Source organism: Halorussus rarus, assembly GCF_003369835.1.
Lineage (GTDB): Archaea > Halobacteriota > Halobacteria > Halobacteriales > Haladaptataceae > Halorussus > Halorussus rarus.
This window is the reverse complement of sequence record NZ_QPMJ01000004.1, coordinates 199,571-225,036: the sequence shown is the minus strand read 5'-3', so window position 1 is coordinate 225,036 and position 25,466 is coordinate 199,571. Positions and strand designations below refer to the sequence as shown.

26 protein-coding genes are annotated in these 25,466 nt (G+C 67.7%); 12 read left to right on the top strand and 14 right to left on the bottom strand.

The features are described from left to right. Positions 1–56: 56 nt before the first annotated feature. From DVR07_RS19730 to DVR07_RS19695, 7 genes are all read right to left on the bottom strand, one after another. Positions 57–1,382, bottom strand: a complete 1,326-nt coding sequence (locus tag DVR07_RS19730; RefSeq protein ID WP_115799186.1) for a glycerate kinase type-2 family protein — start codon at positions 1,380–1,382, stop codon at positions 57–59. Between the two features lie 89 nt (positions 1,383–1,471). After that, a complete protein-coding gene (locus DVR07_RS19725) occupies positions 1,472–2,341 on the bottom strand; it encodes an ABC transporter permease (protein ID WP_115799034.1) in 870 nt (289 codons plus the stop codon). Then, a complete protein-coding gene (locus DVR07_RS19720) occupies positions 2,341–3,189 on the bottom strand; it encodes an ABC transporter permease (RefSeq protein ID WP_115799033.1) in 849 nt (282 codons plus the stop codon). Before DVR07_RS19720 ends, DVR07_RS19725 begins: the two co-directional genes overlap by 1 nt. Beyond that, positions 3,186–4,028, bottom strand: a complete 843-nt coding sequence (locus DVR07_RS19715; RefSeq protein WP_205254575.1) for an ABC transporter ATP-binding protein — start codon at positions 4,026–4,028, stop codon at positions 3,186–3,188. Before DVR07_RS19715 ends, DVR07_RS19720 begins: the two co-directional genes overlap by 4 nt. 173 nt (positions 4,029–4,201) lie before the next feature. Further along, positions 4,202–5,476, bottom strand: a complete 1,275-nt coding sequence (locus tag DVR07_RS19710; protein WP_162829641.1) for an ABC transporter substrate-binding protein — start codon at positions 5,474–5,476, stop codon at positions 4,202–4,204. A gap of 286 nt (positions 5,477–5,762) precedes the next feature. Then, positions 5,763–6,530: an IclR family transcriptional regulator gene (locus tag DVR07_RS19700; protein ID WP_115799029.1), complete on the bottom strand. Its 768-nt coding sequence runs from the start codon at positions 6,528–6,530 to the stop codon at positions 5,763–5,765. A 202-nt stretch (positions 6,531–6,732) separates the two neighbouring features. Beyond that, positions 6,733–7,839 (bottom strand): Gfo/Idh/MocA family protein, encoded by a 1,107-nt coding sequence (locus DVR07_RS19695; RefSeq protein ID WP_115799028.1) that lies wholly within the window; start codon positions 7,837–7,839, stop codon positions 6,733–6,735. 207 nt (positions 7,840–8,046) lie between these two features. Here DVR07_RS19695 and DVR07_RS19690 point away from each other — a divergent pair, with 207 nt between their 5' ends. Next, complete coding sequence (locus DVR07_RS19690; RefSeq protein ID WP_115799027.1) at positions 8,047–9,195, top strand: Gfo/Idh/MocA family protein; 1,149 nt, start codon at positions 8,047–8,049, stop codon at positions 9,193–9,195. Positions 9,196–9,299: 104 nt separating this feature from the next. Here the strand turns inward: DVR07_RS19690 and DVR07_RS19685 are convergent, their stop codons facing one another. Then, entirely contained in the window at positions 9,300–10,658 is a 1,359-nt protein-coding gene (locus DVR07_RS19685; protein ID WP_115799026.1) for a DUF362 domain-containing protein, read from the bottom strand. Between the two features lie 134 nt (positions 10,659–10,792). On the opposite strand from DVR07_RS19685, the gene DVR07_RS19680 reads away from it, so the two are divergent. From DVR07_RS19680 to DVR07_RS19660, 6 genes are all read left to right on the top strand, one after another. Further along, positions 10,793–11,635, top strand: coding sequence for a fumarylacetoacetate hydrolase family protein (locus DVR07_RS19680; protein WP_115799185.1), 843 nt, complete (start codon positions 10,793–10,795; stop codon positions 11,633–11,635). 90 nt (positions 11,636–11,725) lie between these two features. Beyond that, complete coding sequence (locus tag DVR07_RS19675; RefSeq protein ID WP_115799025.1) at positions 11,726–13,168, top strand: hypothetical protein; 1,443 nt, start codon at positions 11,726–11,728, stop codon at positions 13,166–13,168. Positions 13,169–13,801: 633 nt separating this feature from the next. Continuing rightward, complete coding sequence (locus DVR07_RS22245) at positions 13,802–13,972, top strand: hypothetical protein (protein WP_165881775.1); 171 nt, start codon at positions 13,802–13,804, stop codon at positions 13,970–13,972. Between the two features lie 213 nt (positions 13,973–14,185). Beyond that, entirely contained in the window at positions 14,186–14,809 is a 624-nt protein-coding gene (locus DVR07_RS19670) for a phosphoribosyltransferase (RefSeq protein ID WP_115799024.1), read from the top strand. 341 nt (positions 14,810–15,150) lie between these two features. Then, positions 15,151–16,146 (top strand): transcription initiation factor IIB, encoded by a 996-nt coding sequence (locus tag DVR07_RS19665; RefSeq protein ID WP_115799023.1) that lies wholly within the window; start codon positions 15,151–15,153, stop codon positions 16,144–16,146. Between the two features lie 164 nt (positions 16,147–16,310). Beyond that, the gene (locus tag DVR07_RS19660; protein WP_115799022.1) at positions 16,311–16,913 is read left to right on the top strand and encodes a DJ-1/PfpI family protein; all 603 of its coding nucleotides are present in this window, start codon (positions 16,311–16,313) and stop codon (positions 16,911–16,913) included. A gap of 138 nt (positions 16,914–17,051) precedes the next feature. Here the strand turns inward: DVR07_RS19660 and DVR07_RS19655 are convergent, their stop codons facing one another. Continuing rightward, complete coding sequence (locus DVR07_RS19655) at positions 17,052–17,501, bottom strand: universal stress protein (protein ID WP_115799021.1); 450 nt, start codon at positions 17,499–17,501, stop codon at positions 17,052–17,054. 106 nt (positions 17,502–17,607) lie between these two features. Here DVR07_RS19655 and DVR07_RS19650 point away from each other — a divergent pair, with 106 nt between their 5' ends. Next, positions 17,608–17,895, top strand: coding sequence for a DUF211 domain-containing protein (locus DVR07_RS19650; protein ID WP_115799020.1), 288 nt, complete (start codon positions 17,608–17,610; stop codon positions 17,893–17,895). A 1-nt stretch (position 17,896) separates the two neighbouring features. Beyond that, positions 17,897–18,475, top strand: coding sequence for a VIT1/CCC1 transporter family protein (locus DVR07_RS19645; RefSeq protein ID WP_115799019.1), 579 nt, complete (start codon positions 17,897–17,899; stop codon positions 18,473–18,475). Between the two features lie 27 nt (positions 18,476–18,502). On the opposite strand, the gene DVR07_RS19640 is transcribed toward DVR07_RS19645, so the two are convergent. After that, entirely contained in the window at positions 18,503–18,946 is a 444-nt protein-coding gene (locus DVR07_RS19640; RefSeq protein WP_115799018.1) for a universal stress protein, read from the bottom strand. Between the two features lie 100 nt (positions 18,947–19,046). Between DVR07_RS19640 and DVR07_RS19635 the strand changes: the two genes are divergently transcribed. Continuing rightward, a complete protein-coding gene (locus DVR07_RS19635; protein WP_115799017.1) occupies positions 19,047–19,442 on the top strand; it encodes a DUF2267 domain-containing protein in 396 nt (131 codons plus the stop codon). Between the two features lie 29 nt (positions 19,443–19,471). Here DVR07_RS19635 and DVR07_RS19630 read toward each other — a convergent pair whose 3' ends face one another. After that, positions 19,472–20,125, bottom strand: a complete 654-nt coding sequence (locus tag DVR07_RS19630) for a helix-turn-helix domain-containing protein (protein ID WP_115799016.1) — start codon at positions 20,123–20,125, stop codon at positions 19,472–19,474. An 83-nt stretch (positions 20,126–20,208) separates the two neighbouring features. On the opposite strand from DVR07_RS19630, the gene DVR07_RS19625 reads away from it, so the two are divergent. Continuing rightward, positions 20,209–21,312: a complex I subunit 1/NuoH family protein gene (locus DVR07_RS19625; protein WP_115799015.1), complete on the top strand. Its 1,104-nt coding sequence runs from the start codon at positions 20,209–20,211 to the stop codon at positions 21,310–21,312. Positions 21,313–21,360: 48 nt separating this feature from the next. On the opposite strand, the gene DVR07_RS19620 is transcribed toward DVR07_RS19625, so the two are convergent. Then, entirely contained in the window at positions 21,361–22,419 is a 1,059-nt protein-coding gene (locus DVR07_RS19620; RefSeq protein ID WP_115799014.1) for an iron transporter, read from the bottom strand. Positions 22,420–22,507: 88 nt separating this feature from the next. After that, entirely contained in the window at positions 22,508–22,741 is a 234-nt protein-coding gene (locus tag DVR07_RS19615; protein ID WP_115799013.1) for a DUF7542 family protein, read from the bottom strand. 117 nt (positions 22,742–22,858) lie between these two features. Between DVR07_RS19615 and DVR07_RS19610 the strand changes: the two genes are divergently transcribed. Beyond that, positions 22,859–24,619 carry a histidine kinase N-terminal 7TM domain-containing protein gene (locus tag DVR07_RS19610; protein ID WP_115799012.1) on the top strand — a complete coding sequence of 587 codons (1,761 nt, stop codon included), beginning with the start codon at positions 22,859–22,861 and terminating at the stop codon, positions 24,617–24,619. A gap of 3 nt (positions 24,620–24,622) precedes the next feature. On the opposite strand, the gene DVR07_RS19605 is transcribed toward DVR07_RS19610, so the two are convergent. Continuing rightward, complete coding sequence (locus DVR07_RS19605; protein WP_115799011.1) at positions 24,623–25,354, bottom strand: fumarylacetoacetate hydrolase family protein; 732 nt, start codon at positions 25,352–25,354, stop codon at positions 24,623–24,625. Positions 25,355–25,466 lie beyond the last annotated feature (112 nt).

Below are 25,466 nucleotides of genomic sequence, written 5' to 3'. Positions count from 1 at the left end.
GTACCGCGGCGGTCCCGGTGTCAGTCCGTCGACCCACCGACAAACCCCGGTCGGGCTCATCGCTCGGGCACCACGAACACCCGGAGGTCGTTGACGTTCGTCCCGGTCGGGCCGGTTACTATCAGACCGTCGCGGCGCTCGAGGAAGCTCCCGGCGTCGTTGTCCGCGAGCGCCGCCCGGGCCTCGTCGACGGGATCGGCGGTCGCCCGGGTCGCGATTCCGCCGGCGGCCTCGGAACTGCCGTCGATGCCGTCGGTGTCGACGCTGGCGACGACCACCTCCGGTTCGCCGAGTTCGAGGGCCGCGCTCAGCGCGAACTCCTGGTTCGGGCCGCCGACGCCGTCGCCCCTGATGGTCACGGTCGTCTCGCCGCCCGACAGCAGGACCGCCGGGGGCTCGACCGGCGTCCCGGTGGCGGCGCACTCCTCCGCGACGCCGGTCAGGACCTTCGCCGCCTCCCGGGCCTCACCGCGAATCCGCGAACTCAGCGCCAGCGGTTCGTAGCCGGCCTCGCGCGCCGCCGCGGCGGCCGCGTCGAGCGCGGTGGTCCCGTCCGCGAGCACGTGCTGGGACACGGTCGCGAAGGCCTCGTCGTCCGGACCGGGCGTCTCGGGGTAGCCCCCCTCGCTGCCCCGGCGGAGTCGCGTCGAAACCGCTTCGGGGACGTCGACGTCGTAGCGTTCTAGAACCTCCATGGCGTCGGCGAAGGTCGACTCGTCGGGCGTCAGCGGACCGCTGGCGACGACGTCGAGCCGGTTGCCCACGACGTCGCTGAACACCAGGCCGAGCACCGTCGCCGGCGAGGCCGCCTCGGCGAGCTGACCGCCTTTGAGGTCCGAGCAGTGCTTGCGGACCGCGTTGATCTCCCCGATGGTCGCGCCGCTCGCCAGCAGCCCCTCGGTGGTCGCCTGGAGGTCCGCGAGGCCGATACCGTCGGCCGGCGCGGGCATGAGCGCGCTCCCGCCGCCGGTGACGATTCCGACGACCAGGTCGTCCGCGCCGGCCGACGCCGCGATATCGATCATCGCCCGCGTACTCCGGACGCCGCGCTCGCTCGGCACGGGGTGATCGCCGGGCAGGACCTCGACGCGGTCGGTCTCCGCCGGGTTGTCGGTGACCACCGCACCGCGGTCGAGCCGTTCGCCCAGGAGGGCTTCGAGCGCGCTCGCGGCGGTGGCGGCCGCGTTGCCGCCGCCGACGACGATCACCTCGTCGTAGTCGTCGAGGTCGTATCGCTCGCCGCCGACGACGAGGGTCGGCCCGTCCAGCGACAACTGCTCGGCGACGACGGTCGCGGGCTCCGCGGCCTCGATGCCGGCGACCACGCACTCGAGGGCGAGGCGTCGCGCCGGGTCGTCGACCGCGTCGACGTCTGGTATCATGGCCGTGTCATTGGTGCACTCGTACATAGTTGTCCCGGGTAATCCGTCGTAGCTGTCGGCGGAATCGAGTTCGAGCCGAGGGGGAAGCGTCAGACCGAGCCCGGCGGCGTCACGGTCTTCAGCGCCCACACGACCGTCTGGTAGAAGATGTAGGAGCCGACCATGATGACCAGGACCACGCCGAACATGTACCCGAGGTCGGCGTTCTTCCAGGCCAGCACGATCTGGTAGCCGATGCCCTGCGAGGAGGCGATGAACTCGGCGACGATGACGCCCACGATGGAGAGCTGGACGGTCGACTTCATGCTGCTCGCGATGTTGGGCAGCGCCCGCCAGAACCGGAAGTACTTGACCATCTGCCACCGCGTGGCTCCGAGCACGGTGCCGAGGTGCTCGAACCGCTCCTCGAGCTCGTTCATCCCGGTGATGGTGTTGATGAACACCGGGAAGAACCCGACCCAGGCCCCGAACGTCGTGACGCCGTTTATCGCCACGACCTGCTGGGCCTGCTCGACGGTGACCGAGCCGAAGAGGTACGCGGAGGGGCCCGTGAAGGTGAACAGCACGACGTCGCTGCCCACCAGGAACCAGATGACGAACATCGGCGCGAGCACCGGGTGGGGCACCGCGTACGCGAAGATGATGAGCGGCATCGACATCTGGCGGATCGTGAACACCTCGGCGATCACGACGCCGAGCAGGACGCCCGCGATGGCCGCGAGGACGAACGCGACGACCACCGAGGTGAACGTCTCGGTGACCTTGATGCTGACCGTGTCGAGTTCGGCCATCAGTTGCCGCTGGGTGTACGGGATGCTGGCGACGATGCGGTTGTTGTCGATGTACCGGGCGATGCCCTCCCAGAGGAGGAGCATCACGACGCCCGCGACGACGGTCGGTAGCTGTCGCTTGATCCACCGCCGGGCCTGCCAGAGCCGTCGGTTCGATCTCATCGACATCAGTTATCACCCATGATGGAGGACTCCCGCCAGAAGATGACCCTGCTCTCAATCAGGTAGATGGCGAACACCACGCCGGTGCTGATGAACCCCAGCACGAGGACGATGGCGAACGCCCGCGAGATGCTCGTCCGGCCGATCGCCGAGGAGGCCATCGACCCGATGCCGGGCGTCCCGCTGACGAACTCGCCCACGACCGCCCCGATCATCGCCAGGATGAACCCGATCTTCATCCCGTCGAAGATGAACGGGAGCCCCTTCCGGAGCCGGACGTACTTGAACTCCTGCCAGGTCGTCGCGCCGTATATCTCGAGCATGTTCTCCGTCGACTCGTCGACGTCGCTGAAGCCGTCGATGGCGGCGATCAGCATGGGGAAGAAGGCGACCCACACCGCCATGACGTAGTTCGCCATGGCCAGTCCGGAGACGGTGACGAAGCTCACCCAGTAGATGACCAGCGGGGTCAGCGCGATTCGGGGAACGGTGTTGATGCCCACGATGAACGGCATGAGGGCGTTCAGCAGCCGCTCGTTCGCGACCAGCGGTATCGCGACGGCGACGGACAGCGCCAGGGCGATGAAGTACCCGACGAAGGCCGCCGAGAGCGTGTTCGGCAGCACGAACGTGATCGCTCCCCAGATGCGGGCGAGTTCGTCGACGACGTCGACCGGTCCGGGGAAGTACTGCGGGTTGAGCGCCAGCATCGTCGTCGCCCCCTCCCAGAACGCGAGCAGGAGGACGATACCCAGCGCCGACAGCCCCCACCGAGTCGCCCGCGTGTTGTCGACCGTGTACCACTCCCCGCCCGAGGAGCCGAGTCCCAGTTTCCGCGCGACGCTCCCGATCATTTCAGACTCTTGAAGTGCTGGTGAAGTCTGGTGGACAGTTCGACGAAGCGCTCGGACCCCCTCGTCTCCTCGTCGCGCGGTCGGTCGAGGTCGATCTCGATGTCGTCGACTACCTGGCCCGGACGCGGCGAGAGGACGACGACGCGGTCGGAGAGGAAGACCGCCTCGTCGAGGTCGTGGGTGATGAACAGGATGGTCTTCTCGGTCTCCCGCCAGATCCGCAGCAGTTCGAGGTTCAGCTCGTCCTTCGTCATCGCGTCGAGCGACCCGAAGGGCTCGTCCATCAGGAGCACGGACGGGTTGTAGATCAGCGCCTGGCTGATCGTCACGCGCTGTTGCATCCCGCCCGAGAGCTCGTTCGGGTAGGAGTCGCCGAACCCGTCGAGTCCCACGAGCGAGATGAGTTCGTCGGCGCGCTCGCGGTACTCGTCCATGTCGCCGTCGATCGCTCCGTTCTCCCGGAGTATCTGGACCGGGAGCAGGACGTTCTTCCGCACCGTCCGCCACTCCAGCGCGACGGGGTGCTGGAACACGAGCCCGACCTCCTTGCGCTCGTGGTCGGCGCTGTGGACGCTCGCACCGTTTATCTCCACGGAACCGTTCGTCGGTCCCAGGATTCCGGCGGCGAGGTGCAGCAGCGTCGTCTTCCCGCAGCCCGAGGGCCCGACGACGGAGACGAACTCCCCGCGCTCGATGTCGAGGTCGATGTCCTCGAGCGCGGTCACCGACTCTTCGGCCGGGTCGGTCCCGTACACCTTGTCGACGCCGTCGTACGTTATCATCCGGTCCGAGGAGCTGACCCCCGAATCGTGGGGCTCTCCCGCAATCTCGTTACTCATTCTCTACCATTGCCGTCGGATTCTGAATTATTAAACGTAACTGTTGTTGTCATATTTGTGGTATTTTGTCGGGGGACGACCATTTCATCGGCTGCCATCGGCCGATTGTGAATATCTAGCACTGCATCGAAGGGTGGCCCCGCGAGGACTGGCAGTGCGGGACCCGAAGTCGCTTAGTTACCGGACTCGGCCTGTTCGAAGATGCCCCAGATCTCGCCCGCGTTCTCGGCCAACTGGTTCCACTCCTGGTCGGTGAACGTGACCTTCTCGGACTGCTCGTAGGCGCGCCGGTCGACGAGATCGCTCGCGGACGGGAGCGCGTCCGGATTGTCGACCAGTGCGGACGCGGCGTTGTCGAGGACGAAGGAGATGTCGTCCTCGGTGAAGTAGCCGAGCCCGTTGTCCTGCATGGCCAGCGTGACCGCCTGGGCGCAGTTCACGGAGTGCTGGCCCACCAGCTCCCCCTCTGTCCAGGTCCGGAGGTTGGGGTTGACCTCGGACTTGAGGTAGTCGAGGTACTCCGACTGGTTCAGCAGCCCCCACTTCATGGCCTTGAAGTACCCGGTCAGCACGTGGGACATGAACTCGACGTTGTTCTCCTTGTTCTCGTACCAGTTGTCGTTGACCCAGATCGGGAAGCCGGGGAACGCGCCGAAGGCCGTGAGCGGGGTCACGCCGAGTTCGGCGTCGACCTGCTCCTGGTAGGTGGGGTAGAGGTCGATGGAGCCCCAGATGGCCTGGACTTCGTTGTTGGCGAGTCGGGGCGCGGCCACCTCCTCGGTCCCCTCCTCGATTGTCACCTCGCTCGGGTCGACGCCGACCAGATTGGGGTACACCTCCGAGGTCGCCGCCGCGAATCCCGAGGCCGCCAGGATCGTCTTGCCGGCGATGTCGGACCGGTCCTGCATCTGGTCCTTGCGCCAGATGAGCGACAGGAGCGGTCGCCCCCGGGCCAGTCCCACGATGCTCATGTCCAGCGCCTCGGTGTCCTGGGTCTCCGGGTAGACGCTCAGCGCCGTCGTCAGCGAACTGATGCCCATCGGCTTGTTGCCGACGCCGATGTTCTGGGCCTCCGTGTCCGAACCGTTCCCGCGCACCCCGTCGATGTTGGGGACGCCCTCGTCCGCCCAGTAGCCCCGGCCCTCGGCGACGTGCGCGTGTCCCCACGACGGCTCCTTCTTCCAGGGCGTCGTGAAGACGGCGTTCGTTTCGTCCGTGAACGACCCGCCTCCGGCGGTGGTGGTTCCCCCGCCGCCCGCCGTCGTTCCCTCGTCGGTCGTCGTGGTCTCCTGGCTCCCCCCGCCGCCGGTACAGCCGGCCAGCATCATCGCGCCGAGCGAACTCAGCGAGCCGTGCAGGAACTTCCGTCGGTCGATACCCCCCGGGAGAACGTTGTCCAGGTCGTCCACTATCTGCTCTTCCGCCGCACTCGGTTCTCGGTCGGACATACAACAAGCGTATTCATGCTCCTTGTATAAAAATGGTTGTGTATATTTAGTGGTACTTATCGGGGCTCGGTTGACTGCCGCGTCAGCGCCGTTACGGCGCTCCGTGGACGACTATCGAGATCGGTATAAAGAGTTCGACACTGACGAACGGATATCTACTGCGGCCCGACTTGGTACGTCAATGATACCCACTATATAACAACTCTAATCCTGTTATTCTAACGGAGGTAGTAATAAAGTTCGGATGCATCGAACGGCTAGTCGGAGTTCCAACCCCGACCGAACGCTACGCGAGCGCGAGTTCCAGTTCGAACTCGTTGACGATCTCCTTGACCGCGTCCGCGAGCCGGCGCTCCCGGCCCTCGTCGGTGATGGAGTGCTCCGGTCCGGTGACGCTGAACCCCCCGATGACGTCGCCCGACTGTCTGGTCGCCGCGACGCCGATAGCGTGGAGCTCCCGGAAGTTCTCGGCGTTGTTGACCGCGTACCCCTGGTCGCGGATCTCCTCGAGTTCGGCGAACAGCGCCTCGCGGTCCGTGATCGTGTTCGCAGTCTCCTCGGGGAGCCCCCACTCGTCGAGGACCTGGTCGACCCGCGAGTCCGGGAACTCGGCGAGTATCGCCTTGCCGACCGCCGTGTTGTGGAGATAGAGCCGGTTGCCGAGCCGCTCGTGGGTCCAGCCCATCTTGTTCCCGGACGCCGTGTGGACGAACACCGCCTTCCCGCCCATCTCGACGGCGAAGATGGACCGGAGTCCGACCTCCTCGAACAACCGTTCGGTGAACTCGCGCGCGAGCACGAAGCCGTCCTCGCGCGTCCGGACGTGGTTTCCCAGTCGAAGGAGCTCCGGCCCCAGCGAGTAGAAGTCCCCCTCCTGGACCACGAACTCCTTGTCATTGAGCGTCGCCAGGTGGCCGTGTATCGTGCTCTTCGGCCGGTCCATCCGGTCGGCGATCTCGGAGATCCTGGCGCCGTTGAACTCCTCCAGGAGTTCGAGTACCTCTATCGACGTCGCGGTCGTCTGGAGCGTCTTCGACTCGTCCGTCCCCGTCATATGCGGTACCCACGCTCTAAACGTATATAAAGTTCAGGATAGTCGAACGCACCGACATCGATGACCCTGACGGACCGAAATCAGAGCGCGATGCCCGGACGGGTTCAGCCTCGGGAACGTTACGCCTATCGGCTGACGACCGTGTATCGAAGGACAGAGCGTCGAAAAATCCGGAGCCGCTCGTTCCCGGGAAAGAGCGAGTTCAGTCCGCGACCCCGACCCAACCGCCGGTGTCGCCCGACTCGTACGCCGCGTCGAGGACCCGGAGCAGTTGGACGGCGTCGTCGACTGTCGCGGGGACGTCGCCGGTCTCGTACCCGTCGAAGTACGCCTCGAAGTAGTCCTGGACGAAGTCGCCCCAGGCCGGGAACCGGTCGTAGGAGAACTCGAACTCGGTGGTGCGTGTCGGGGCGGCCGTCCAGTCGGGGTCCTCCGACGTCATCTCGAGGGGCACCGTCGGCTCGTGCTGGAGCGAGTCGTGGTGGAGCGGGGTCAGCGCCTGGGCGTCGGTCCCGTACACGCCGAGGTGGGTGTCCTTGCCGCGGTCGCTCAGGTAGTAGCCGGTGTGGTAGGTGCCGAGCGTCCCGTCGCGGGTCTCGAACTGGAGGACGGCGCCCGCTTCGACGTCGGTCTCCTCCGCCTCGTGGAACTCGGCGTTCACCCGGGCGATGGGGTCGTCGAGGACCCACGGGATGACGTCGACCCAGTGGGGACCGACCCACTGGAGCGCGCCGCCGCGACTCGTCGCCTCGTCGTAGATGTAATGGTCGGTGTTCCGGTAGGAGAGCTGGCTGGCGTTGAACCGGCCCTCGACCGTCCACACGTCGCCGAAGAAGCCGTCCCGGACGCGGTCGCGCAGTTCCATCGCGACCGGGTTCTTCCGATAGTACATCGTCGGCGAGACGGTGACGCCCGCCTCCTTGGCCTTCCGGGCCACGTCCTCCAGGTCGGCGGCCGTCCGGGCGATGGGTTTCTCGCTGATGGCGTGGACGCCGTGTTCGACCGCGCTCTCGATGATGGCAGGCGTCTCGTCGCTCCGGTACGTGATCCAGACCACGTCGACGTCGGCGTCGGCGACGAGTTCGTGGGGGTCCTCGTACACCGCCGCGCCAGCGACGAGGTCGGCGACGTCCTGTCCCTCCGTGGTGACCTCGTCCGGTCGCTCGTCCATGGCGGCGATGTTGGCGACGTCCACCCGTCGGCCGGGCTCGCAGACCGCCGTGACGGTGGCGTCGAGTTCGCTCGCGACGGCGAAGTACGGGTCGCGGTGGTGGTGGTCGATGCCGACGTAGCCGATGTTCACGCCCATACATCCAGTGTCAAGCGACATACTATAAGAAACTATTGTTACAGGCAAGGACGTGGCGGAGAGTCCGAGCCAAACGTACTCCGGTCCGCTTGCAGACCGCCTCCCGATTCCGCCGCCGGTTTCGCAACGATTCGCGATAGCAGTCTACTTTCTGACCAAAATGTTCTTGTAGTTTCAAATGGGAGTTTGCGACGACGCACTATCCCCATGCAAGAGATTGGCATCATCATGAACGGCGTGACCGGCCGAATGGGCACCAACCAGCATCTCATCCGCTCCATCCTGGCGATCCGGGAGGACGGCGGGGTCGAGCTCCCCGGCGGCGAGCGGGTGCTGCCGGACCCGATACTGGTCGGTCGGAACGAGCGCAAACTCCGCAGGCTGAGCGAGGAACACGGCGTCGAGCGATGGGCCGCCGACCCGGACCTCGAGACCTGCCTCGACGGCGACGACGAGATCTACTTCGACTCGCAGGTGACCCCGCGGCGCCCCGACGCCCTCCTGAAGGCCATCGAGGCCGGCAAGGACGTCTACTGCGAGAAGCCGCTGGCCGGCGACCTCGACACCGCGCTCGAGGTGGCCCGCGCGGCCGAGCGGAGCGACGTCAAGCACGGCATCGTCCAAGACAAGCTCTGGCTCCCCGGGCTGCTGAAGCTCCAGCGGCTCATCGACCAGGACTTTTTCGGCGATATCCTGTCGGTCCGCGTCGAGTTCGGCTACTGGGTGTTCACCGGGCACGTCCAGCCCGCCCAGCGACCGTCGTGGAACTACCGCGCCGAGGACGGCGGCGGCATCATCGACGACATGTTCTCCCACTGGAGCTACGTCCTCGAGAACCTGTTCGGGAGCGTCGAGACGGTCCAGTGTCTCGAGAAGACGCACATCCCGGAGCGCGTCGACGAGAACGGCGACCCGTACGAGGCGACCGCCGACGACGCCGCCTACGCCATCATGGAACTCGAGGACGACGTCGTCGCGCAGCTCAACTCCTCGTGGACCACCCGGGTCAACCGCGACGACCTGCTCGAGATCCAGGTCGACGGGACCGAGGGCAGCGCGGTCGCGGGCCTGCGGGACTGCAAGACCCAGCACCACTCCAACACCCCCAAGCCGGAGTGGAACCCCGACACGCCGAAGGAGCACGACTTCTACGAGGACTGGGAGCGGGTGCCGAACAACCAGGAGTTCGAGAACGCGTTCAAGCACCAGTGGAAGAAGTTCATCCGCCACGTCGTCGCCGACGAGCCGTTCCCCTGGGACTTCGCCGCGGGCGCCCGGGGCGTCCAGCTCACCGAAGCCAGCTACGAGTCCTCGGACGAGGGACGGCGCGTCGCAATCGACCCCCTCGAAATCTGAGGGGCGTCGCGCGGGAGTACCCGGAGAACCGTGACACCCGGTGCGGCGAGGCGAACAATCGACGAAAGGCCCGACTCGAACTACGGCTTGATTTTGCAGCCGCCCTATTCGTCCGCGTCGCCCGCCGCGTGCGGGGACGGCGCCGCGAAGTCGCCCGCGTCGAACTCGACGGGCGACGGCTCCTCGACGACGCGGAGGTCGTCGCGGTCGCGCGCCTCCTCGACGAGCGCCGTCGAGGCGTAGAGCCGCTGGAGGTGCATCGTGTCGGCCGCGCGGAGGACCCGGACCTCGTCGGGGTCGACGATGCCGATGGTCGACAGGGCCGCGACCAGCCCCGCGCGGTCGGTCTCGACCGCGGGCGGCAGCCGGACGCCCCTGGTCGTGCTCGCGGTCAGCGCGTTGATGAGCGTGGTCGGCATGTCGATCTCCGCGAGGAGGTCGGCGTGGACGAAGTCCGCCGACCCCATGCCCATCGCGTTGCCGTGGGTCGTCTCGGTGAGCGACCGGGTGTAGATGCGCTTGATGTCCGGCAGGTCGGGTTCGGGCTCCTGGATGGCGAACGGCCGGCGACCGATGACGTTCGTGTCCATCCCCTGGCCGCTGATGTCCTTGCCCTGCTGGTCGAGGACCAGCACGTCGAGGTCGTCGAACGGGAGCGTCGGCATGACGTCGTAGGCCCGTTCGAGGAGCTCCGCCTCCCGATCGAGGAAGCCCGCCGGCGGGACCCCCTCGAGGAGCGCCGTGTCGTCGCGCTGGTCCTCGAGGATGGCGACCCCGCCGACGACCGGCAGTTCGTCGAGCAGTTGCTCGGTGATCTCGGGGACCATGTTCCGGAGCGACCAGTCGACCGCCCAGTCGTGGGCGATCTTCGCGCCGCGCTGCTTGCCCATCCCGATGACGAGCATCTTCGAGAGGCCGCTCTCGACCGTACCGTCGAAGTCGGTGTGGGGTTTGATCCGGTTGATCGGGACGATGGCGTCCGCCTCGACCGCGTTGGCGTCGGCGACGACCGGCACGTCCCGGTCGGCGGTCCGGCCGACCTCGACGACGTCCATGCTCGACCGGATCTCGCAGCCCACGGTCGACTCGTCGACGCCGAGGTCGGCGAGCATCTCGCGCTGGCCCTCCGCGGTGGCGCCGCCGTGGCTCCCCATCGCCGGGAACACGAACGGTTCGTACCCGCGGTCCTGGGCCTCGGCGACGACGCCCGCGACGATGACGTCGAGGTTCGCGATGCCCCGGCTCCCGACGCCGAGTGCGATCTCCCCGCCGTCGGGGACGTCTTCGAGGGGGAGCGACCCGAAGGCCGCCCCGGCCCGGTCGGCTATCTCGTCGCGCGGAATCGGGTCGGTCACCCACACCTGCTCGACGACGCCGAGCTCCGGGAGCGGGGTCTCGCCGCACGCCTCGCGGATCGACTCCTCCGGGACTGCGAGCGAACTCCTCGACGAGTTCTGGTCCATACCACAACGCTGGGCGGGTTCCGTGATAAATATGCCCCCGCCGGGGAGACGGGGTCGGACGAGCGTGCAGTTCCCGTGAGAGACGGTACCGACTATCTCAACGTTTAAGGTGGATGCGCCGCCTCTTCGAATCGATGCAGTTCGTTCGATACACCGACGGTGCCGGCCCCGCGTGGGGCGTCAGAACCGACGACGAGATTCACGCGCTCGCCGACTTCCCGGCCGGCGAGCCGTCGTACCAGGACCTCACGAACCCGCGCTACCTCGAACGGGTGGAGCGAGCGGTCGAGAACGCGGCCCTCACGGTCGTCGACGCCGGCGAGGTGAGCCTGTTAGCGCCGGTGCCTCAGCCGCCGAAGATCGTCTGCGCCGGCCTCAACTACCGCGACCACGCCGAGGAGCAGGACGAGGAGATCCCCGACGTGCCGCTCCTGTTCGCGAAGGCGCCGACCACGGTCACGAACCCGGGCAGTCCCATCGTCCACCCCGAGGGCGAGCAGGTCGACTACGAGGTCGAGCTCGCGGTCGTCGTCGGTCGCACCGCGAGGGACCTCGACGAGGACGAGGTCCGGGATTACGTCGCTGGATACACGGTGCTCAACGACGTGAGCGGCCGGGACGCGCAGTTCTCGGACGGCCAGTTCTTCCGCGGCAAGAGCTACGACACGTTCTCGCCGATGGGCCCGGCGCTGGTGGCGGGCGACGACTTCGAACCCAACGCGGTCGACGTCACCCTCCGGGTCGACGGGGAGACCAAGCAGTCCTCGAACACCGAGCAGTTCATCTTCGACGTCGACGAACTGGTGTCGTACATCAGCCACAACATGACCTTGGAGCCCGGCGACGTCGTCTCGACCGGAACCCCCGGCGGCGTCGGCATCTTCCGCGACCCCGTCGACCTGCTCGAACCGGGCCAGACCTGCGAGGCCGAGATCGAGGGCATCGGGACGCTCGCGAACCCGGTCGTCGAGGAGTGAGCGACCGGTGATTCCGCAGGACTCCCACCGCGGCGGTGTCCGCGTCACTCCCAGGGAAACCACTTCACGACGGCCCGCGTCGAACCCGCCATGACTGTCGCAGTGACGCGCACGGCGTTCCGCGTCGTCGACCTCGAGACCCGTCTGCCCTTCCACTTCGGCAACGTGGAGGTGACAGAGATCCCGAAGCTCTTCCTCAGGGTCGAGGCCGAGGTCGACGGGGAGTCGGAGGTCGGGGTCGGGATGGCCGGCCTGATTCCCGGCTGGTTCTACAAGGACCCGGAGATGGGCCTCGACGCGGGCTACCGGAGCATGGTGGAGGTCTTCCGGTCGGCCGCGGACGCCGCGACGACCCTCGACCCGGAGCCGTCGGCGTTCGAGTTCTGGCGGTCGCTCTACGACCGCCAGCGCGAGTGGGCCGACGGCACGGACCACCCGCCGCTGCTGTGGTCGTACGGCGTGAGCCTCGTCGAGCAGGCGCTGATCGACGCCGTCTGCCGCGCGAAGGGCGTCTCCTTCGCGAGCGCGGTCCGAGAGAACGTGCTCGGCATCGACCTCGGGTCGGTCTACGACGAACTGGCTCCGTACGAACCCGCGGACCTGCTTCCGGCCGAGTCCCGACGCAGTACGGCGGTCAGACACACCGTCGGCCTCGACGACCCGCTCACGGACGCGGACGTCGCGGGCGAGCGACCCGACGACGGCCTCCCGCTGACGCTCGCCGAGTACGTCCGCGAGGACGGTGTGGACCACTTCAAGATCAAGCTCGCCGCGGACCGAGAGACCGACGCGGCGCGCCTCGGTCGGATCGCCGACGTACTCGGGGATTTGGGCGTCGAGGAGTACCGCTGCACCGTCGACGCGAACGAGGGCTACGACTCCGCCGCCGAGTTCAGGCGTCAGTGGGAATCGCTCCGGGCGGAACCCGACTGCGCCGACCTGTTCGACAGCCTGGCCTACGTCGAACAGCCGCTCCCCCGCGACGAGGCGTTCACGCCGGAGACCGAAGACGTGTTCGCGGCGTGGGACGACGCGCCGCCCGTCATCATCGACGAGTCCGACGGGCGAATCGACAGCGCCGGCACAGCCCTCGCGCACGGCTACGCCGGGACGAGCCACAAGAACTGCAAAGGCGCGTTCAAGGGCGTCGTCAACGCCTGCCTCGTCGCCCACCGTAACCGCATCGACGACCGCGAGTACGTCATCAGCGCAGAGGACCTGACCACGGTCGGTCCAGTCGAACTGCTCCAGGACCTCGCGGTCGTCGCGATCCTCGGCGCCGACCACGTCGAACGCAACGGCCACCACTACTTCCGGGGACTGAGCGGGTTCTCCGAGGCGGTCCAGCGAGCGGTCCTGACGGACCACGGCGACCTCTACCGGCGCCACGAGGACGGCTTTGCCACGCTCCGCGTCGAGGACGGAACGCTCGACCTCCGCACGGTCGTCGACGCTCCGTTCGGCGTCGCTCCCCTCATCGATACCGGGCAGTTCACGCCTCTGGAGGAGTGGGCGAGTGAACGCATCGACTGATACGGACCGCGAGAAAGTCGACGAACTCGGGAATCCGGATTCCAGAGAAAGAGTTGGACGATATGAACTCGTTTTAAATATATAAGTGTGGAATCGGAAAGATATTTGGATTTTAATTGTGAGAGTTCTTCACCTATTTACTGGCAGAACATGGCAATATATCCAAAATATAGCGTTGAGAGCAGACTTTTAATAGAAATATTGTCCTTTTATAAATTTTTATTTACCGACTACTTTTAGCAATTTATAGAAATATGTCCCAATATTACTGAATTATGATTATTCAGTGGTGGTTAGTCTTACTGCTATCTATTCTACCGGTCTTGAAACTCCGTCTGTTCCTCATAGAACCGACGCAGCGACGTATATTTTATATAGAATTTATTAGAAATGAATTGTTGGGTAGAATGGCTGTTTTTGCTCGTGGGGGAAACAGAAATCTATCACTATTACAGATAAGATAGTAAGATTATTTCTCGGCCCAACTTCACGACCACACCTTGCTAATGATATGCTCTTAGACATGAATCGGTGAGTACTCGCGGATATACGGATGCTGGTAGCCCGGCCAGCGGAATGCCGCGGACGTTCCACCGACACTCATTTGCCGGTCGGCGTTGGGAGTACCCACGGATGTTCAAGGCCCAGATATCGGACGGCGAGCAGATCGAGTGCGAGGACTACGAGGTCGGTGACAGCGGCGTGGAACTCTTCGACGAGAGCGGCGAGTTCATCGCGTTCGTACCGTTCGCCCACCTGCTGTACGTCGGCAACACCGAGGACGACGGCCAGATGGTCTGGTAGCCGAGCCCGATCCGGCGGCCCGTTTCGACAGTCCGGCGCTCAGATGCGTTCGACCATCGCCGCTTCCCGGCTCCCGATCCGGACCGGCTCGGTGCGGTCGGCCACGGCGAGCACGTCGTTCAGTTTCTCAGTCGTCTCCGCGTCGACAGTGGTCAGCTCGTCGCCCGCGGGTAGGTTTAAGCGCGACGGCGCCGCGTCTCCGGTCGGGGGACGATGTTCAAGGACAGAACCGACGCCGGACGACAGCTCGCCGACCTGCTCGCCGACCGCGACGTGGAGGCCGACGTGGTACTGGGGATACCCCGGGGTGGCCTGCCGGTCGCGCGGGCGGTCGCGGACGCGCTCGGCGCGCCGCTCGACGTGGTGGTCGCCTCGAAGCTGGGCGCGCCGGACAGCCCGGAACTCGCCATCGGCGCGGTGGCCAGCGACGGGTCGCTGTGGCGCAACGAGGACCTCATCGACCAACTGGGCGTCGACGAGGCGTACGTCGAGCGCGAACGCGACGCGGAGACCGAGGCCGCGCGCGAGAAACTCGAACGCTACCGGGGGACGGCCGACCTGCCGGACCTCGCGGACAAGCGCGTGGTCGTCGTGGACGACGGTCTCGCCACGGGAGCGACCACTATCGCGGCGCTCCGGCAGGTCAGGGCGGCGGGGGCCGACAGCGTCGTCCTCGCCGTGCCGGTCGGGTCGCCCGACGCCGTCGAGCGCCTCCGCGCCGAGGCCGACGACGTCGTGGCCGTCGAGACGCCGCCGCACTTCAGCGCCGTCGGCCAGTTCTACCGGTCGTTCGACCAGATCTCCGACGAGGAGGCGATGGCGTACCTCGACCGCTGACGGAGCGGGCCCGGACGTCGCGTCCGTTCGCGAATGGGTGACGGATACGTCCATTTCCGGTGGTCGACCCGAGAATAGAATTGGTTCGATATCACAATACAATCCCGAAATCTGTAAGTCCGAAGAACGGCGACTCCACCGGGATAACCGTCCTAATTTTGGCGGTTCAGCGCACGCGTATAGGTGGGCGTTCCCGGCCGAATCTGCCGGCTCTGCGTGCAAACAATACGCACGGCAGCGAAATGCTTAAGTAGTTGTCGGCCTTACTGTTGGTTAGGAAGCGAGGCACGGAGGTTATTTAGGTTTTCTCCCTCTCCGGGCCTCAACAGCCCCATCCAACCATGACGAGTACACGAATCCAGAGCTACGACGAACAGACCGACGTAACAGAGCGAACGGACGAGGACGAGCGGCCGGCGAGCGAGCGCGAGGACGAGCAGATCTGCCCCGAGTGCGGCGGGCGGGTCACCTCCGACGAGGAGCACGGCGAGACCGTCTGCAGCGACTGCGGTCTCGTCATCGACGAGGACAACGTCGACCGCGGGCCGGAGTGGCGCGCGTTCGACGCCAGCGAGAAGGACCAGAAGAGCCGGGTCGGCGCCCCGACGACCAAGATGATGCACGACAAGGGGCTGTCGACCAACATCGGCTGGCAGAACAAGGACGCCTACGGCAAGTCGCTCGGCAGTCGCCAGCGCCAGAAGATGCAGCGGCTCCGCAAGTGGAACGAGCGGTTCCGCACCCGCGACTCCAAGGAGCGCAATCTCAAGCAGGCCCTCGGCGAGATCGACCGCATGGCCTCCGCACTCGGCCTTCCCGAGGACGTGCGCGAGACCGCGTCGGTCATCTACCGGCGGGCGCTCGACGAGGACCTCCTCCCGGGCCGCTCCATCGAGGGCGTCGCCACCGCGTCGCTGTACGCCGCGGCCCGCCAGACCGGGACGCCCCGGTCGATCGACGAGGTCGCCAACGTCAGCCGCATCGACGAGATGGAGTTCAAGCGGACGTACCGCTACATCGTCCGGGAGCTCAGCCTCCAGATCCAGCCGGCCGACCCCGAGGACTACGTCGCGCGGTTCGCCAGCGAACTGGGCATCTCCGACGAGTCCGAGCGCCGGGCCCGTGAACTGCTCCGGAACGCCAAGCGCCAAGGCATCCACAGCGGGAAGTCGCCGGTCGGCCTCGCGGCCGCCGCGGTCTACGCCGGCCCGCTGCTGACCAACGAGAAGGTCACGCAGGCCGAGGTCAGCGACGTCGCGCAGGTCAGCGAGGTCACCATCCGGAACCGCTACCACGAGCTGCTCGAGGCCTCCGAGAGCGGTTCGGTGGCGGCGTAATCCGACGGTTCTTCGCCGCGCGCGCCGACAGTCGAAGGCTGTCAGTCGAACGCTGACGCGGACCGTTCTATCGACGAGTTGCCCGGTAGCTGTTGCGACGCGCTGTTCTCTCGACGGCGGCACCTATATTCCCTCTTGCGCCGTATTTCCTTCGAGAGAGACCTATGTCCGGCAAGCAACTGCTGATGATAGTCGGCGATTTCGGCGAAGACTACGAGATCATGGTACCCTTCCAGACCCTCCAGGCCGTGGGCCACGAGGTCGACGCGGTGTGCCCGGAGAAGGAAGAAGGTGACACCGTCAAGACAGCGGTCCACGACTTCCGGGGCGACCAGACGTACGTGGAGTCGCGGGGCCACAACTTCCAGCTCACGGCGTCGATGGACGAGGTCGACCCCGCGGAGTACGACGGACTCGTGCTGCCCGGCGGGCGCGCGCCCGAGTACCTCCGGACCCACGACGAGGTGCTCGACGCGGTCCGGCACTTCTTCGAGGCGGACAAGCCGGTCGCCGCCATCTGTCACGCCGCCCAGATTCTCGCGGCGGCCGACGTCGTCGAGGGCAGGACCTGCTCGGCGTACAGCGCGCTCGAAGCCGACGTGGAGCGCGCGGGCGGCGAGTACTACGACGGCGTGACCACCGACGGCAACCTCGTGACGGGGCGCGACTGGAGCGACCACGTCGAGTGGCTCTCGCAGTTCCTCGACGTGCTCGGGACCGAGATCGACCACGGCGAGTCGGCGGCCGCGGAACCGGCCGAGGAGTAGGGCGGTCCGACGGTGGGCCCTCGCGGGCATCGTGACGCTCGACGACCGCGACCAGCTGCTGGTCGACGAACTCGCCGATCTCGCCGACGTGGTCGGAGCCGGGCCGGAGCCGAGCCCTCCCCGCACTGACACGGCGGGCTACTCCCCGCTCGCCGCGGCCGCCTCGTCGGTACGGACCGCGAGCACGGGCACCGGCGAGCGCCGGACGACCCGCTCGGTGACGCTCCCGAGCAGGTAGCGGTCGAGCCCGGTCCGGCCGTGGGTCCCCATCACGACGAGGTCGACGTCGTTGTCGTCGGCGTAGTCGAGGATAGCCTGATGCGGGACGCCCGGGACCACCGCCGTCTCGATCCGGTCGACGTCGGCGGCCCCGACGCGGTCGGCCGCGCCGGCGACGATGCGCTCGCCGTAGGTGTCGAGTCTCTCCGCGACCGGCGCGGCGTCCACTTCGGCGGGCAGCGACGCCACGTCGACCACGAACAGGAGGTGGACCGCGGCGTCGTAGGTCTCGGCGTGGCCGACCGCGTGGTCGAGCGCGCGACTCGACTGCTCGCTGCCGTCGACGGGCACGAGGATGCTGTCGTACATACCTCGGTTTTCGCGTCGGAGCGACGGAAAAGGGCGGGGCGATTCCCGGTCCGCGGGAACCCGACGTGCGCCAGACCTTTGCGAGTCGGAACCGTGAGTCCCGACGATGCCACCGATTCGTCGAATCGTCGCCGACGTGCTGAAGCCCCACGAACCCTCGCTGGCGGCGTTCGCCCGCCGGATGGCCGGGGTCGAGGGCGTCGCGGGCGCGAGCGTCTCGCTCATCGAACTCGACAAGGAGGTCCAGAACGTCAAGCTCACCGTCGAGGGCGAGGAGGTCTCGGCCGACCGGCTCGAAGAGGCCATCGAGGACGTGGGCGGGAGCCTCCACTCGATAGACGAGGCGGCGGCCGGCGAGTACGTCGTCGAGGAGCGGTCGACCCCGCAGGACTAGCGTGGTCTCGCTCCGCCGCTTCCTCGACCTGCTGGGCCGGGAGGACGTCCGCGCCATCTCCCGGCGGTACTTCGTCTCGAACGGGTTCGACGGGACCCTGACCAGCATCGGCGTCGTCATCGGCGCGGTGCTCTCGGGCGTCCCGGACGGGTTCGCGGTCGTCAAGATCGGCGTCGGCGCGGCGGTGGGGCTGGGCACCTCCGGCGTCTGGAGCGTCTGGGAGATCGAGCGCGCCGAGACGAAGGCCGAGATCCGGCGGACCGAGCGCGCGATGCTGAGCGACCTCGACGACACCGAGTTCGAGCGACGCCAGCAGGGCGCCCGCACGGTCCACGCCGTCGCCAGCGGCATCGGGCCGCTCATCGGCATCCTGATTCCGCTACTGCCGTTCGTCTTCGAGGGCGCGCTGTTCACGCTCCCGCAGGCCGCCGCGGTCGCGGTCGCGCTGGGGGTCGGCCTGCTGGCGTCGTTCGGCGCCTACATGGGCTCGATATCGGGCCAGCGGTGGTACGTCGCGGCGTTCCGGATGGGACTGGCGGGGCTGGTCGTGGCCGCCATCAACGTCTTCCTGCCGGGGTAGCGCTCGCACCGGCGGAGACGTGACCGGCTACGCGTCGTCGCGGTCCGACTCGCCCCGGACCGTCAGCACCGGCACGTCGCTCTTGCGAACCACGCGCTCGGTGACGCTCCCGAGCAGATAACGGTCGAGCCCGGTTCGGCCGTGGGTCCCCATCACCACGAGGTCGACGTCGTTGTCGTCGGCGTAGTCGAGGATAGTCGAGTACGGGACGCCCTCGCGGACCAGCGTCTCGACCGTCTCGACGCCCGCCTCCTCGGCGCGGTCGCGGAGGCGGTGGGTCAGCTGGCGGCCGCTCTCTTCGAGCGAGTCGACGACGGTCACGGCGTCGAACTCGCCGGCCAGCGCTGACACGTCCACCACGTTGAGGAGGTGGAGCTCGGCGTCGTAGGTCAGCGCGAGGTCGAGCGCCTGCTCGAACGCCCGCTCGGACTGGTCGCTGCCGTCGGTCGGGACGAGGATGCGGTCGTACATACCCTCCCGTTCGCCGCAGGTTGACAAGAACGCACCGGTGGTTCCCGGCGACCGGGAACCCACCGACACGTATTTTCGGACGACCGTGGTAGGCCCGCGCATGAAGTACGACGACTTCATGGGGGAAGTCCAGCACCGACTCGAACTGCCCGACACCGGCCGCGCGGTCCGCGCGACCCGCGCGGTGCTCCAGTCGCTCGCCGAGCGGCTCCAGGCCGGCGAGGCCGAGGACCTGGCGGCGTCGCTGCCGATGGAGGTCGACTACTACCTCGAGTCGGCCGACTCGGGCCAGCGGTTCGACTACGACGAGTTCGTCGGTCGCGTGGCCGACCGAGCGAACGTCGACCGGTCGGACGCCGCCTACTACGGGAAGGTCGTGTTCGGGCTCGTCAGCGAGCTCGTCTCGGCCGGCGAGATCGAGCAGGTCCGCGCGCAGCTCCCCGACGACTACGAGGACCTCTTCGCGCTGATGGACGCCGAGGAGGTCGAGGAGTAACGCAAGCCGCCGGCGCGTCGAGGCGGAGCTCAGAGCACGAGCCGCTTCAGCACCGCCGACTCCACCTTCCGGAGGTGCTCGCCGACCGTCCCCGACGAGAGGCCGACCGCCTCGGCGACGTCCTCGTGGGTCGCCTCCCGTGGGTTCTCGTAGTAGCCCAGCCTGACCGCGGCCTTCAGCACCTCCTGCTGGCGGGCGGTCAACCGGGCGAACAGGTCCTCGGCCTTCGGGTGGTAGTCGCCGGTCGACTCGATCTCAATCTCGACCGCCTCGGGCTGGTCGGCCATCGCCGCCCGGAACGCCTCGTCGCGGCCAACGTAGGTCGCGCGCATCGCGCCGTCGTCGGTGTACTCGACCGGCATCCGGACGACCAGCTCCTGCTCGCGCCGCCGGAGCAGCAGGTCCCGGAGCGTGTCGTTGGGGTCGTAGTGGCTGTAGGAGTAGAGCCGCCCCTCGTCGTCGGCGGTGACCGTGAAGTCCAGGACGTGGTCGCTGTCGGCCAGGATTTCGCGGAGCCGGTCGGCGTCGCCGGTCGCCTCCGCGAACATCACGATTGTGTCGTCGTCGAGCAGCTCCGCGCGGTGGATCGCCTCGCGCGAGACCGCCGGTTCGTCCCCGAGCGCGCGGTCGAGCGGGTGGAGCGCCCCGTCGATCGGTCGCGCGACGACGGTGACGTAGCGCATGCGCGGCGGTTCGACGGGAGCGCTTAAAACCACCGCGGATGCGCGGCAGCAGGGCTACCGTTTCGGCCTCCCAATCTCCGGACATGACCGGAGCACACGCGGTTTTCGGGACACCGCCGGAGGCCCCGTCCGCTACACTCCCGGAGACCGTCGGCCGGGCGCTCGGGTGGGCGCCGATGGGGCCGCTCGAAGCCGCGCTCGCGTCGCTCGCCGCGGCGGGCCTCGTCGGCACCTACCTGATGGTCAACGCTGCTGTCGCGGGTCCCTGGGCCAAGCGGAAGGTCGCGGCCGCGTTCTGGGACAAGATCGGCCCGAACCGGGTCGGGCCGGCGGGGCTGCTCATCATCGTGGCCGACGCGATGCGCTTCCTCTCGAAGGAGCTGATAATCCCCGACCGCGCCGACCGGCCGGCGTTCGACGTGTCGCCGATTCTCGTCCCGCTGTCGGCGATACTGGGGTTCGCGGTGATTCCGATGGGGAGCCTCTTCGGCGTGAACGTCCAGCTGGCAGACCCCGAGACCGGCGTCGCGTACGTCTTCGCGGTCTCCTCGCTGGCGACGCTCGGGCTGACGATGGCGGGCTACGCGTCGAACAACAAGTACTCGCTGCTGGGCGGGCTGCGCGCGGTCGCCCAGAACATCGCCTACGAGATTCCGCTGGTCGTCACCGCGGCCTCCGTGGTGCTGCTCGCCGGCTCGCTCCGGACCAGCGAGGTGGTGGCCGCCCAGCGGGCGACGCTGGTCTCGGTCGCCGGCGTTTCGATTCCCTCGTGGTACGCCCTCGTGAATCCCCTGGCGTTCGTTCTGTTCCTCGTGGCGAACCTCGCGGAGGTCGGGCGGAACCCGTTCGACGTGCCGGAGGCGCCGACCGAGATCGTCGCGGGCTACATGACCGAGTACTCGTCGGTGTACTTCGTGTTGCTCTACGTCGGCGAGTTCGTCCACATCTTCCTCGGCGGGGCCATCGCGGCCACGCTCTTCCTGGGCGGCCCGGCCGGCCCGGTGCTGCCCGGGTTCGTCTGGTTCACCGCCAAGATCTGGGCCGTCTTCCTGTTCACCCAGTGGGCGCGGTCGGCGGTCCCCCGCGTCCGCATCGACCAGCTCATCGAGATCGGCTGGAAGGGGATGCTGATGCTGTCGTTCGCCAATCTGCTCGCGGTCGCCGTGGTCGTGGGGCTGACAGCGTAGGCCGGTGGTCCCTGTCCGCGGCGCGGGACCGAACCGCCCTCGGCCGGTTCAGACCGTCATCTCCATCGCGGGCATCTCGATGAACGCCGTCTCGTACCCCTCGTGGCGGGCGACCTGCGGCGGCGCGCCCACCGTTACCGTCAGCGAGTCGCCCGACTGCACGCCGTCGACCGCGGCGCCGTAGTGGTAACCGAGGTCGGGGTCGAGCGCGGGCCGGAGGATGTCGTCGTAGACGGTCGAGCCGCCCCGCTTCAGCGTCGCCGACAGCGACATGAACGGCAGCGGGTAGCGGTTGTACGGCGTCCGGGGCGACACCGCGAGGTACCGCTTGCCGTCGGCGACGAAGTGGGGGTTCTCGTCGGGCGCGAACGCCACGAAGTCGGCGTCGCCGCTGGTCCCGGTCCCGAGCACGTTCGGCAGGTCGCTCCGCTCGGGCACCTGCGAGACTGGCATCTGCATGTCCATCGGCGAAATCGCGCCCGGCTTCCCCTTCTTGTCTGGGAGCGGCTCGTAGGAGACGTCGCCGAGCTTCGAGCGGCTGTGGTCGAACTCGACCGCCAGCTCGGTCTGCTCGCCGAACGCGCCCCGCAGCGCGCCCATCGGGCGGGCCTGCATCGCCCCGATGGAGAGCTCGGCGGTGTAGGTCCCGTCGCCCGACAGCTCCACGTTGTCGCCGAAGTGGTAGCCCATGTTCTGGGAGAGCATCGGCCAGAGGCGCCGCGAATCGACCTCCTCGCCGCCCTTCAGGAGGGTCGCGGAGACGTTGGCGGTCGGCAGCACGGTCCGGGTCTGGTCGTCCCAGAGGATGGCCATCAGGTGGGCGCTCACGCTCTCGCCGACCTGCGCGAGGTTCGTGTCCGTGCCGGTGATGTTCCAGAACGCGTGAGGCGTGCTGTACATCAGCCCGACCTTGTAGCGCCCCTTCCCGCCCATCCCGACCATCTCCATCCCGTCGACGTGGGTGGGGTAGTACACCTGCTCCGTCCGGTCGGCGACCGTGGTGAACTGCCCGGAGGCGGCCGACTGGGTATCGAGCAGCCCCGTGCACCCGGCGAGGCCGGCGAGGCCGACCGGCGCGCCCGCCCGCAGGAAGTCGCGTCGTCTCATCGGGTGGCTCTAGCCGCGTCGTACGAATACGGATTCTGGTTCGGGCGTCGAAAAGCGCGTCCGAGACGATGGGCGAATCGCGCCCGGACTACTCGCCCCGGTAGAGCGGCGACTCCTCGTTCGTGCACTCCGGCCGCCCGCAGACGCCGGCCTCGTCGCCGGCGCGCTCGACGCCCGAATCGAGCCGGTGGAGTTTCCAGACCGCCTCGTGGCCGGTCTCGGTCCGGTGGGTCTCGATGCGGGACCGGGCCGCCCCGAGCCGGTCGAACGTCTCCTCGAGGTCGCAGTCGGGGCAGGTCACCGTCGCGCGCTCGTCGGTCATCGTCCGACTCGACGGGCCCCGTCGGGAAAACACCCTCGCTCGCGGCCAGTGGGGTCGAGGTCGAATCAGGGTGACTATGACGGGGTTTTTTGGTGGCGTACTGCGAGTACGCGCCTGATGGATTGGCAACACACCGCACACGTCTACCCGATGCTGATCGGCGGGTTCGTCTCGGCCGTCCTGGCGGCCTACGGTGCGGCGTACGCCCGCAGGCGTCGCCGGCGGACGGTCGTGCTCTCGTTCGTGGGGCTGAACCTCGCCATCGCGGTGTGGACTATCGTCACGGCGGTCAAGGTTCTGAGCCTCGACCCGGCCGTCAAGCTGCTCGCGTTCAAGCTGTTCCACGTCGGGAGCACGTTCGCGAGTCCGCTGTTCTTCGCGTTCGCGCTCGCCTACACCGACCGCAGCGAGTGGCTGACCCGCCCGACGCTGGCCGCCCTCTTCGCGGTGCCGTCGGTGACCCTGCTGCTCCTGTTCGTCAACCCCAATTCCGTCGCCATCATCGACTGGCGACTCGTCGCGAGCGGCGGCGTGACCACTATCGAGGTCCAGTCCGGGCCGGCGTCGGTGCTCCGGATCGCGTACGGTCTCGTCCTCGACCTGTTCGCGATCGGGCTCATCCTCCAGTACGCGGTCCGGTCGCGGTGGGACGACCGGAAACAGGCCGGCTTCCTCCTGGTCGGCGTCGTGCCCCCCGCCGTCGTCGTCTACCTCGAACTCGCCGACGTCTATCCCCCGGACGGGGTCGGGGTCAACCTGCTTCCGGCGTCGCTGGCCTTCACCGCGGTCTCGTTCGGGGTCGCGGTGTTCCGGTACAAGCTGTTCGGCGCGCTCCCGCTGGCCTACCGGACGACGGTCGAGCACTCCCCGACCGGTATCGTCGTCCTCGAAGAGGACGAGCGCATCGTCTACCGCAACCCGGCCGCCGAGTCGCTGTTCGGACTCGGCTCGGCGGTCGGGGACGACGCGGCGGACGCCATCCCGGAGTACGACGCGCTCCGCGACGGCCTGGAGTCGGCGACGGTCCGGGCCGGCCCGGACCGCGAGCGGTACCTCGACGTGTTCCGCCGGCCGCTCCGGCGCGGCGGTGCGACCGTCGGGTGGGTACTCACCGCCCACGACGTGACCTCGCAGCGCACCTACCAGCGCGAACTGGAGGCAACGAACGACCAGCTCGAGATACTCAATCGGGTCGTCCGCCACGACGTCACCAACGACGTCAGCGTCGTCACGTTGTACCTCAGACTCGCGCTCGATCGCGACGACCTCGGAGAAGAGGTCGTGGACGAACTCCGGACCGCACTCGAGTACGCCGAGCACATCGACGAGTTGACCGACACCGTCGCCGACCTGATGCGCGTGATGCTGGAAGACGACGAGATGCGGCCGATGAATCTGTGTCGGGAGCTCGAGGAGACGGCCGAGCAGGTCCGGCAGGCGTACCCCGAGGCGAGCGTCGCGGTACCGCCCGACCTGCCGGACGTGCGGATACGCGCGAACGACCTGCTGGGGTCGGCGCTGCTGAACGTCATCACGAACGCCGTGATCCACAACGACACCGACGCCCCCGAGGTCGACGTCTCGCTCGCCGTGACCGAGGAGACGGCGGTCGTCCGGATCGCGGACGACGGCCCGGGGATACCGGACGACCGGAAGGAGACGGTGTTCGGCAGGGGAGAGAAGGGTCTCGAGAGCCCCGGCACGGGCATCGGCCTCTACCTGGTCGACAGAATCGTCTCCGGTTTCGACGGCGACGTCCGGGTGGCGGACAACGACCCCCGAGGCACGGTCGTCGCCGTCGAACTCCCCATCGCCACCGACGTCGGCGGGCGGTCGCTCCGCCCCTCCCGCGACGACCGCGCGGCGAACCCGCGCTGAGCGTCAGGGCTCGCGCACGTCGTGGCGGAGGACGCCGACGCCCTCCACCTCGACCTCGACTTCGTCGCCGTCGTCGAGCGGCGCGACGCCCGCGGGCGTCCCGGTCGAGACGACGTCGCCCGGTTCGAGGGTCATGTAGGTCGTCACCTCCTCGATCAGCTCGGGCACCGACCAGATGAACTCGTCGCGCGAGGACCGCTGGCGGGTCTCGCCGTTCACGCGGAGTTCGACCGCGGCGTCGTCGGGGACCTCGTCGGGGGTGGCCAGCACCGGCCCGAGCGGCGCGGCGTTGTCGAACGCCTTCCCGCGGACCCAGTTCTGCTCGCGGTCCTGGTCGTCGCGGTTCGACACGTCGTCCATGCAGGTGAAGCCCGCGACGTAGTCCATCGCCTCGTCGGCGGAGACGTTACGTGCCTGGTCGCTCATCACGACCGCGAGTTCGGCCTCGTGGTCGACGCGCTCCTTCCCGGCGGGGAGGGTCACGGTGTCGCCGTGGGCCGAGAGGCTGTTCGGGGGCTTGAGGAACAGCAGCGGCCGGTCGGGGATCTCGCTGTCGCGCTCGTCGGCGTGGTCCCGGTAGTTCAACCCGACGCAGACGATCTTGGTCGGTTCGGCCGGCGGAAGCACCGCGACGTCGGCCGCGTCGTAGGTCTCGCCGGCCGCCTCGATCCGGCCGTCGGTCCACTCGCCGACTCTGGTGCTGCCCGCGGGGTCGCGGAATCTGACTCTGCGCATGCCGGAACGTGGGAGGTCGGCCTACAAAGAGGTTCGCGGTGCGGCGATATCTTCGGCTACTCCTCGCACGGGTCAGGTCGGCGGCGAGCCGGAGTGGCGGCGGGTCGGAAGG

Excerpts from the sequence above, each read along its gene's own strand:
- DVR07_RS19730 (WP_115799186.1), bottom strand. The coding sequence starts at position 1,382 with ATGATACCAGACGTCGACGCGGTCGACGACCCGGCGCGACGCCTCGCC.
- DVR07_RS19725 (WP_115799034.1), bottom strand. The coding sequence starts at position 2,341 with ATGTCGATGAGATCGAACCGACGGCTCTGGCAGGCCCGGCGGTGGATC.
- DVR07_RS19720 (WP_115799033.1), bottom strand. The coding sequence starts at position 3,189 with ATGATCGGGAGCGTCGCGCGGAAACTGGGACTCGGCTCCTCGGGCGGG.
- DVR07_RS19715 (WP_205254575.1), bottom strand. The coding sequence starts at position 4,028 with ATGAGTAACGAGATTGCGGGAGAGCCCCACGATTCGGGGGTCAGCTCC.
- DVR07_RS19710 (WP_162829641.1), bottom strand. The coding sequence starts at position 5,476 with ATGTCCGACCGAGAACCGAGTGCGGCGGAAGAGCAGATAGTGGACGAC.
- DVR07_RS19700 (WP_115799029.1), bottom strand. The coding sequence starts at position 6,530 with ATGACGGGGACGGACGAGTCGAAGACGCTCCAGACGACCGCGACGTCG.
- DVR07_RS19695 (WP_115799028.1), bottom strand. The coding sequence starts at position 7,839 with ATGGGCGTGAACATCGGCTACGTCGGCATCGACCACCACCACCGCGAC.
- DVR07_RS19690 (WP_115799027.1), top strand. The coding sequence starts at position 8,047 with ATGCAAGAGATTGGCATCATCATGAACGGCGTGACCGGCCGAATGGGC.
- DVR07_RS19685 (WP_115799026.1), bottom strand. The coding sequence starts at position 10,658 with ATGGACCAGAACTCGTCGAGGAGTTCGCTCGCAGTCCCGGAGGAGTCG.
- DVR07_RS19680 (WP_115799185.1), top strand. The coding sequence starts at position 10,793 with ATGCAGTTCGTTCGATACACCGACGGTGCCGGCCCCGCGTGGGGCGTC.
- DVR07_RS19675 (WP_115799025.1), top strand. The coding sequence starts at position 11,726 with ATGACTGTCGCAGTGACGCGCACGGCGTTCCGCGTCGTCGACCTCGAG.
- DVR07_RS22245 (WP_165881775.1), top strand. The coding sequence starts at position 13,802 with ATGTTCAAGGCCCAGATATCGGACGGCGAGCAGATCGAGTGCGAGGAC.
- DVR07_RS19670 (WP_115799024.1), top strand. The coding sequence starts at position 14,186 with ATGTTCAAGGACAGAACCGACGCCGGACGACAGCTCGCCGACCTGCTC.
- DVR07_RS19665 (WP_115799023.1), top strand. The coding sequence starts at position 15,151 with ATGACGAGTACACGAATCCAGAGCTACGACGAACAGACCGACGTAACA.
- DVR07_RS19660 (WP_115799022.1), top strand. The coding sequence starts at position 16,311 with ATGTCCGGCAAGCAACTGCTGATGATAGTCGGCGATTTCGGCGAAGAC.
- DVR07_RS19655 (WP_115799021.1), bottom strand. The coding sequence starts at position 17,501 with ATGTACGACAGCATCCTCGTGCCCGTCGACGGCAGCGAGCAGTCGAGT.
- DVR07_RS19650 (WP_115799020.1), top strand. The coding sequence starts at position 17,608 with ATGCCACCGATTCGTCGAATCGTCGCCGACGTGCTGAAGCCCCACGAA.
- DVR07_RS19640 (WP_115799018.1), bottom strand. The coding sequence starts at position 18,946 with ATGTACGACCGCATCCTCGTCCCGACCGACGGCAGCGACCAGTCCGAG.
- DVR07_RS19635 (WP_115799017.1), top strand. The coding sequence starts at position 19,047 with ATGAAGTACGACGACTTCATGGGGGAAGTCCAGCACCGACTCGAACTG.
- DVR07_RS19630 (WP_115799016.1), bottom strand. The coding sequence starts at position 20,125 with ATGCGCTACGTCACCGTCGTCGCGCGACCGATCGACGGGGCGCTCCAC.
- DVR07_RS19625 (WP_115799015.1), top strand. The coding sequence starts at position 20,209 with ATGACCGGAGCACACGCGGTTTTCGGGACACCGCCGGAGGCCCCGTCC.
- DVR07_RS19620 (WP_115799014.1), bottom strand. The coding sequence starts at position 22,419 with ATGAGACGACGCGACTTCCTGCGGGCGGGCGCGCCGGTCGGCCTCGCC.
- DVR07_RS19615 (WP_115799013.1), bottom strand. The coding sequence starts at position 22,741 with ATGACCGACGAGCGCGCGACGGTGACCTGCCCCGACTGCGACCTCGAG.
- DVR07_RS19610 (WP_115799012.1), top strand. The coding sequence starts at position 22,859 with ATGGATTGGCAACACACCGCACACGTCTACCCGATGCTGATCGGCGGG.
- DVR07_RS19605 (WP_115799011.1), bottom strand. The coding sequence starts at position 25,354 with ATGCGCAGAGTCAGATTCCGCGACCCCGCGGGCAGCACCAGAGTCGGC.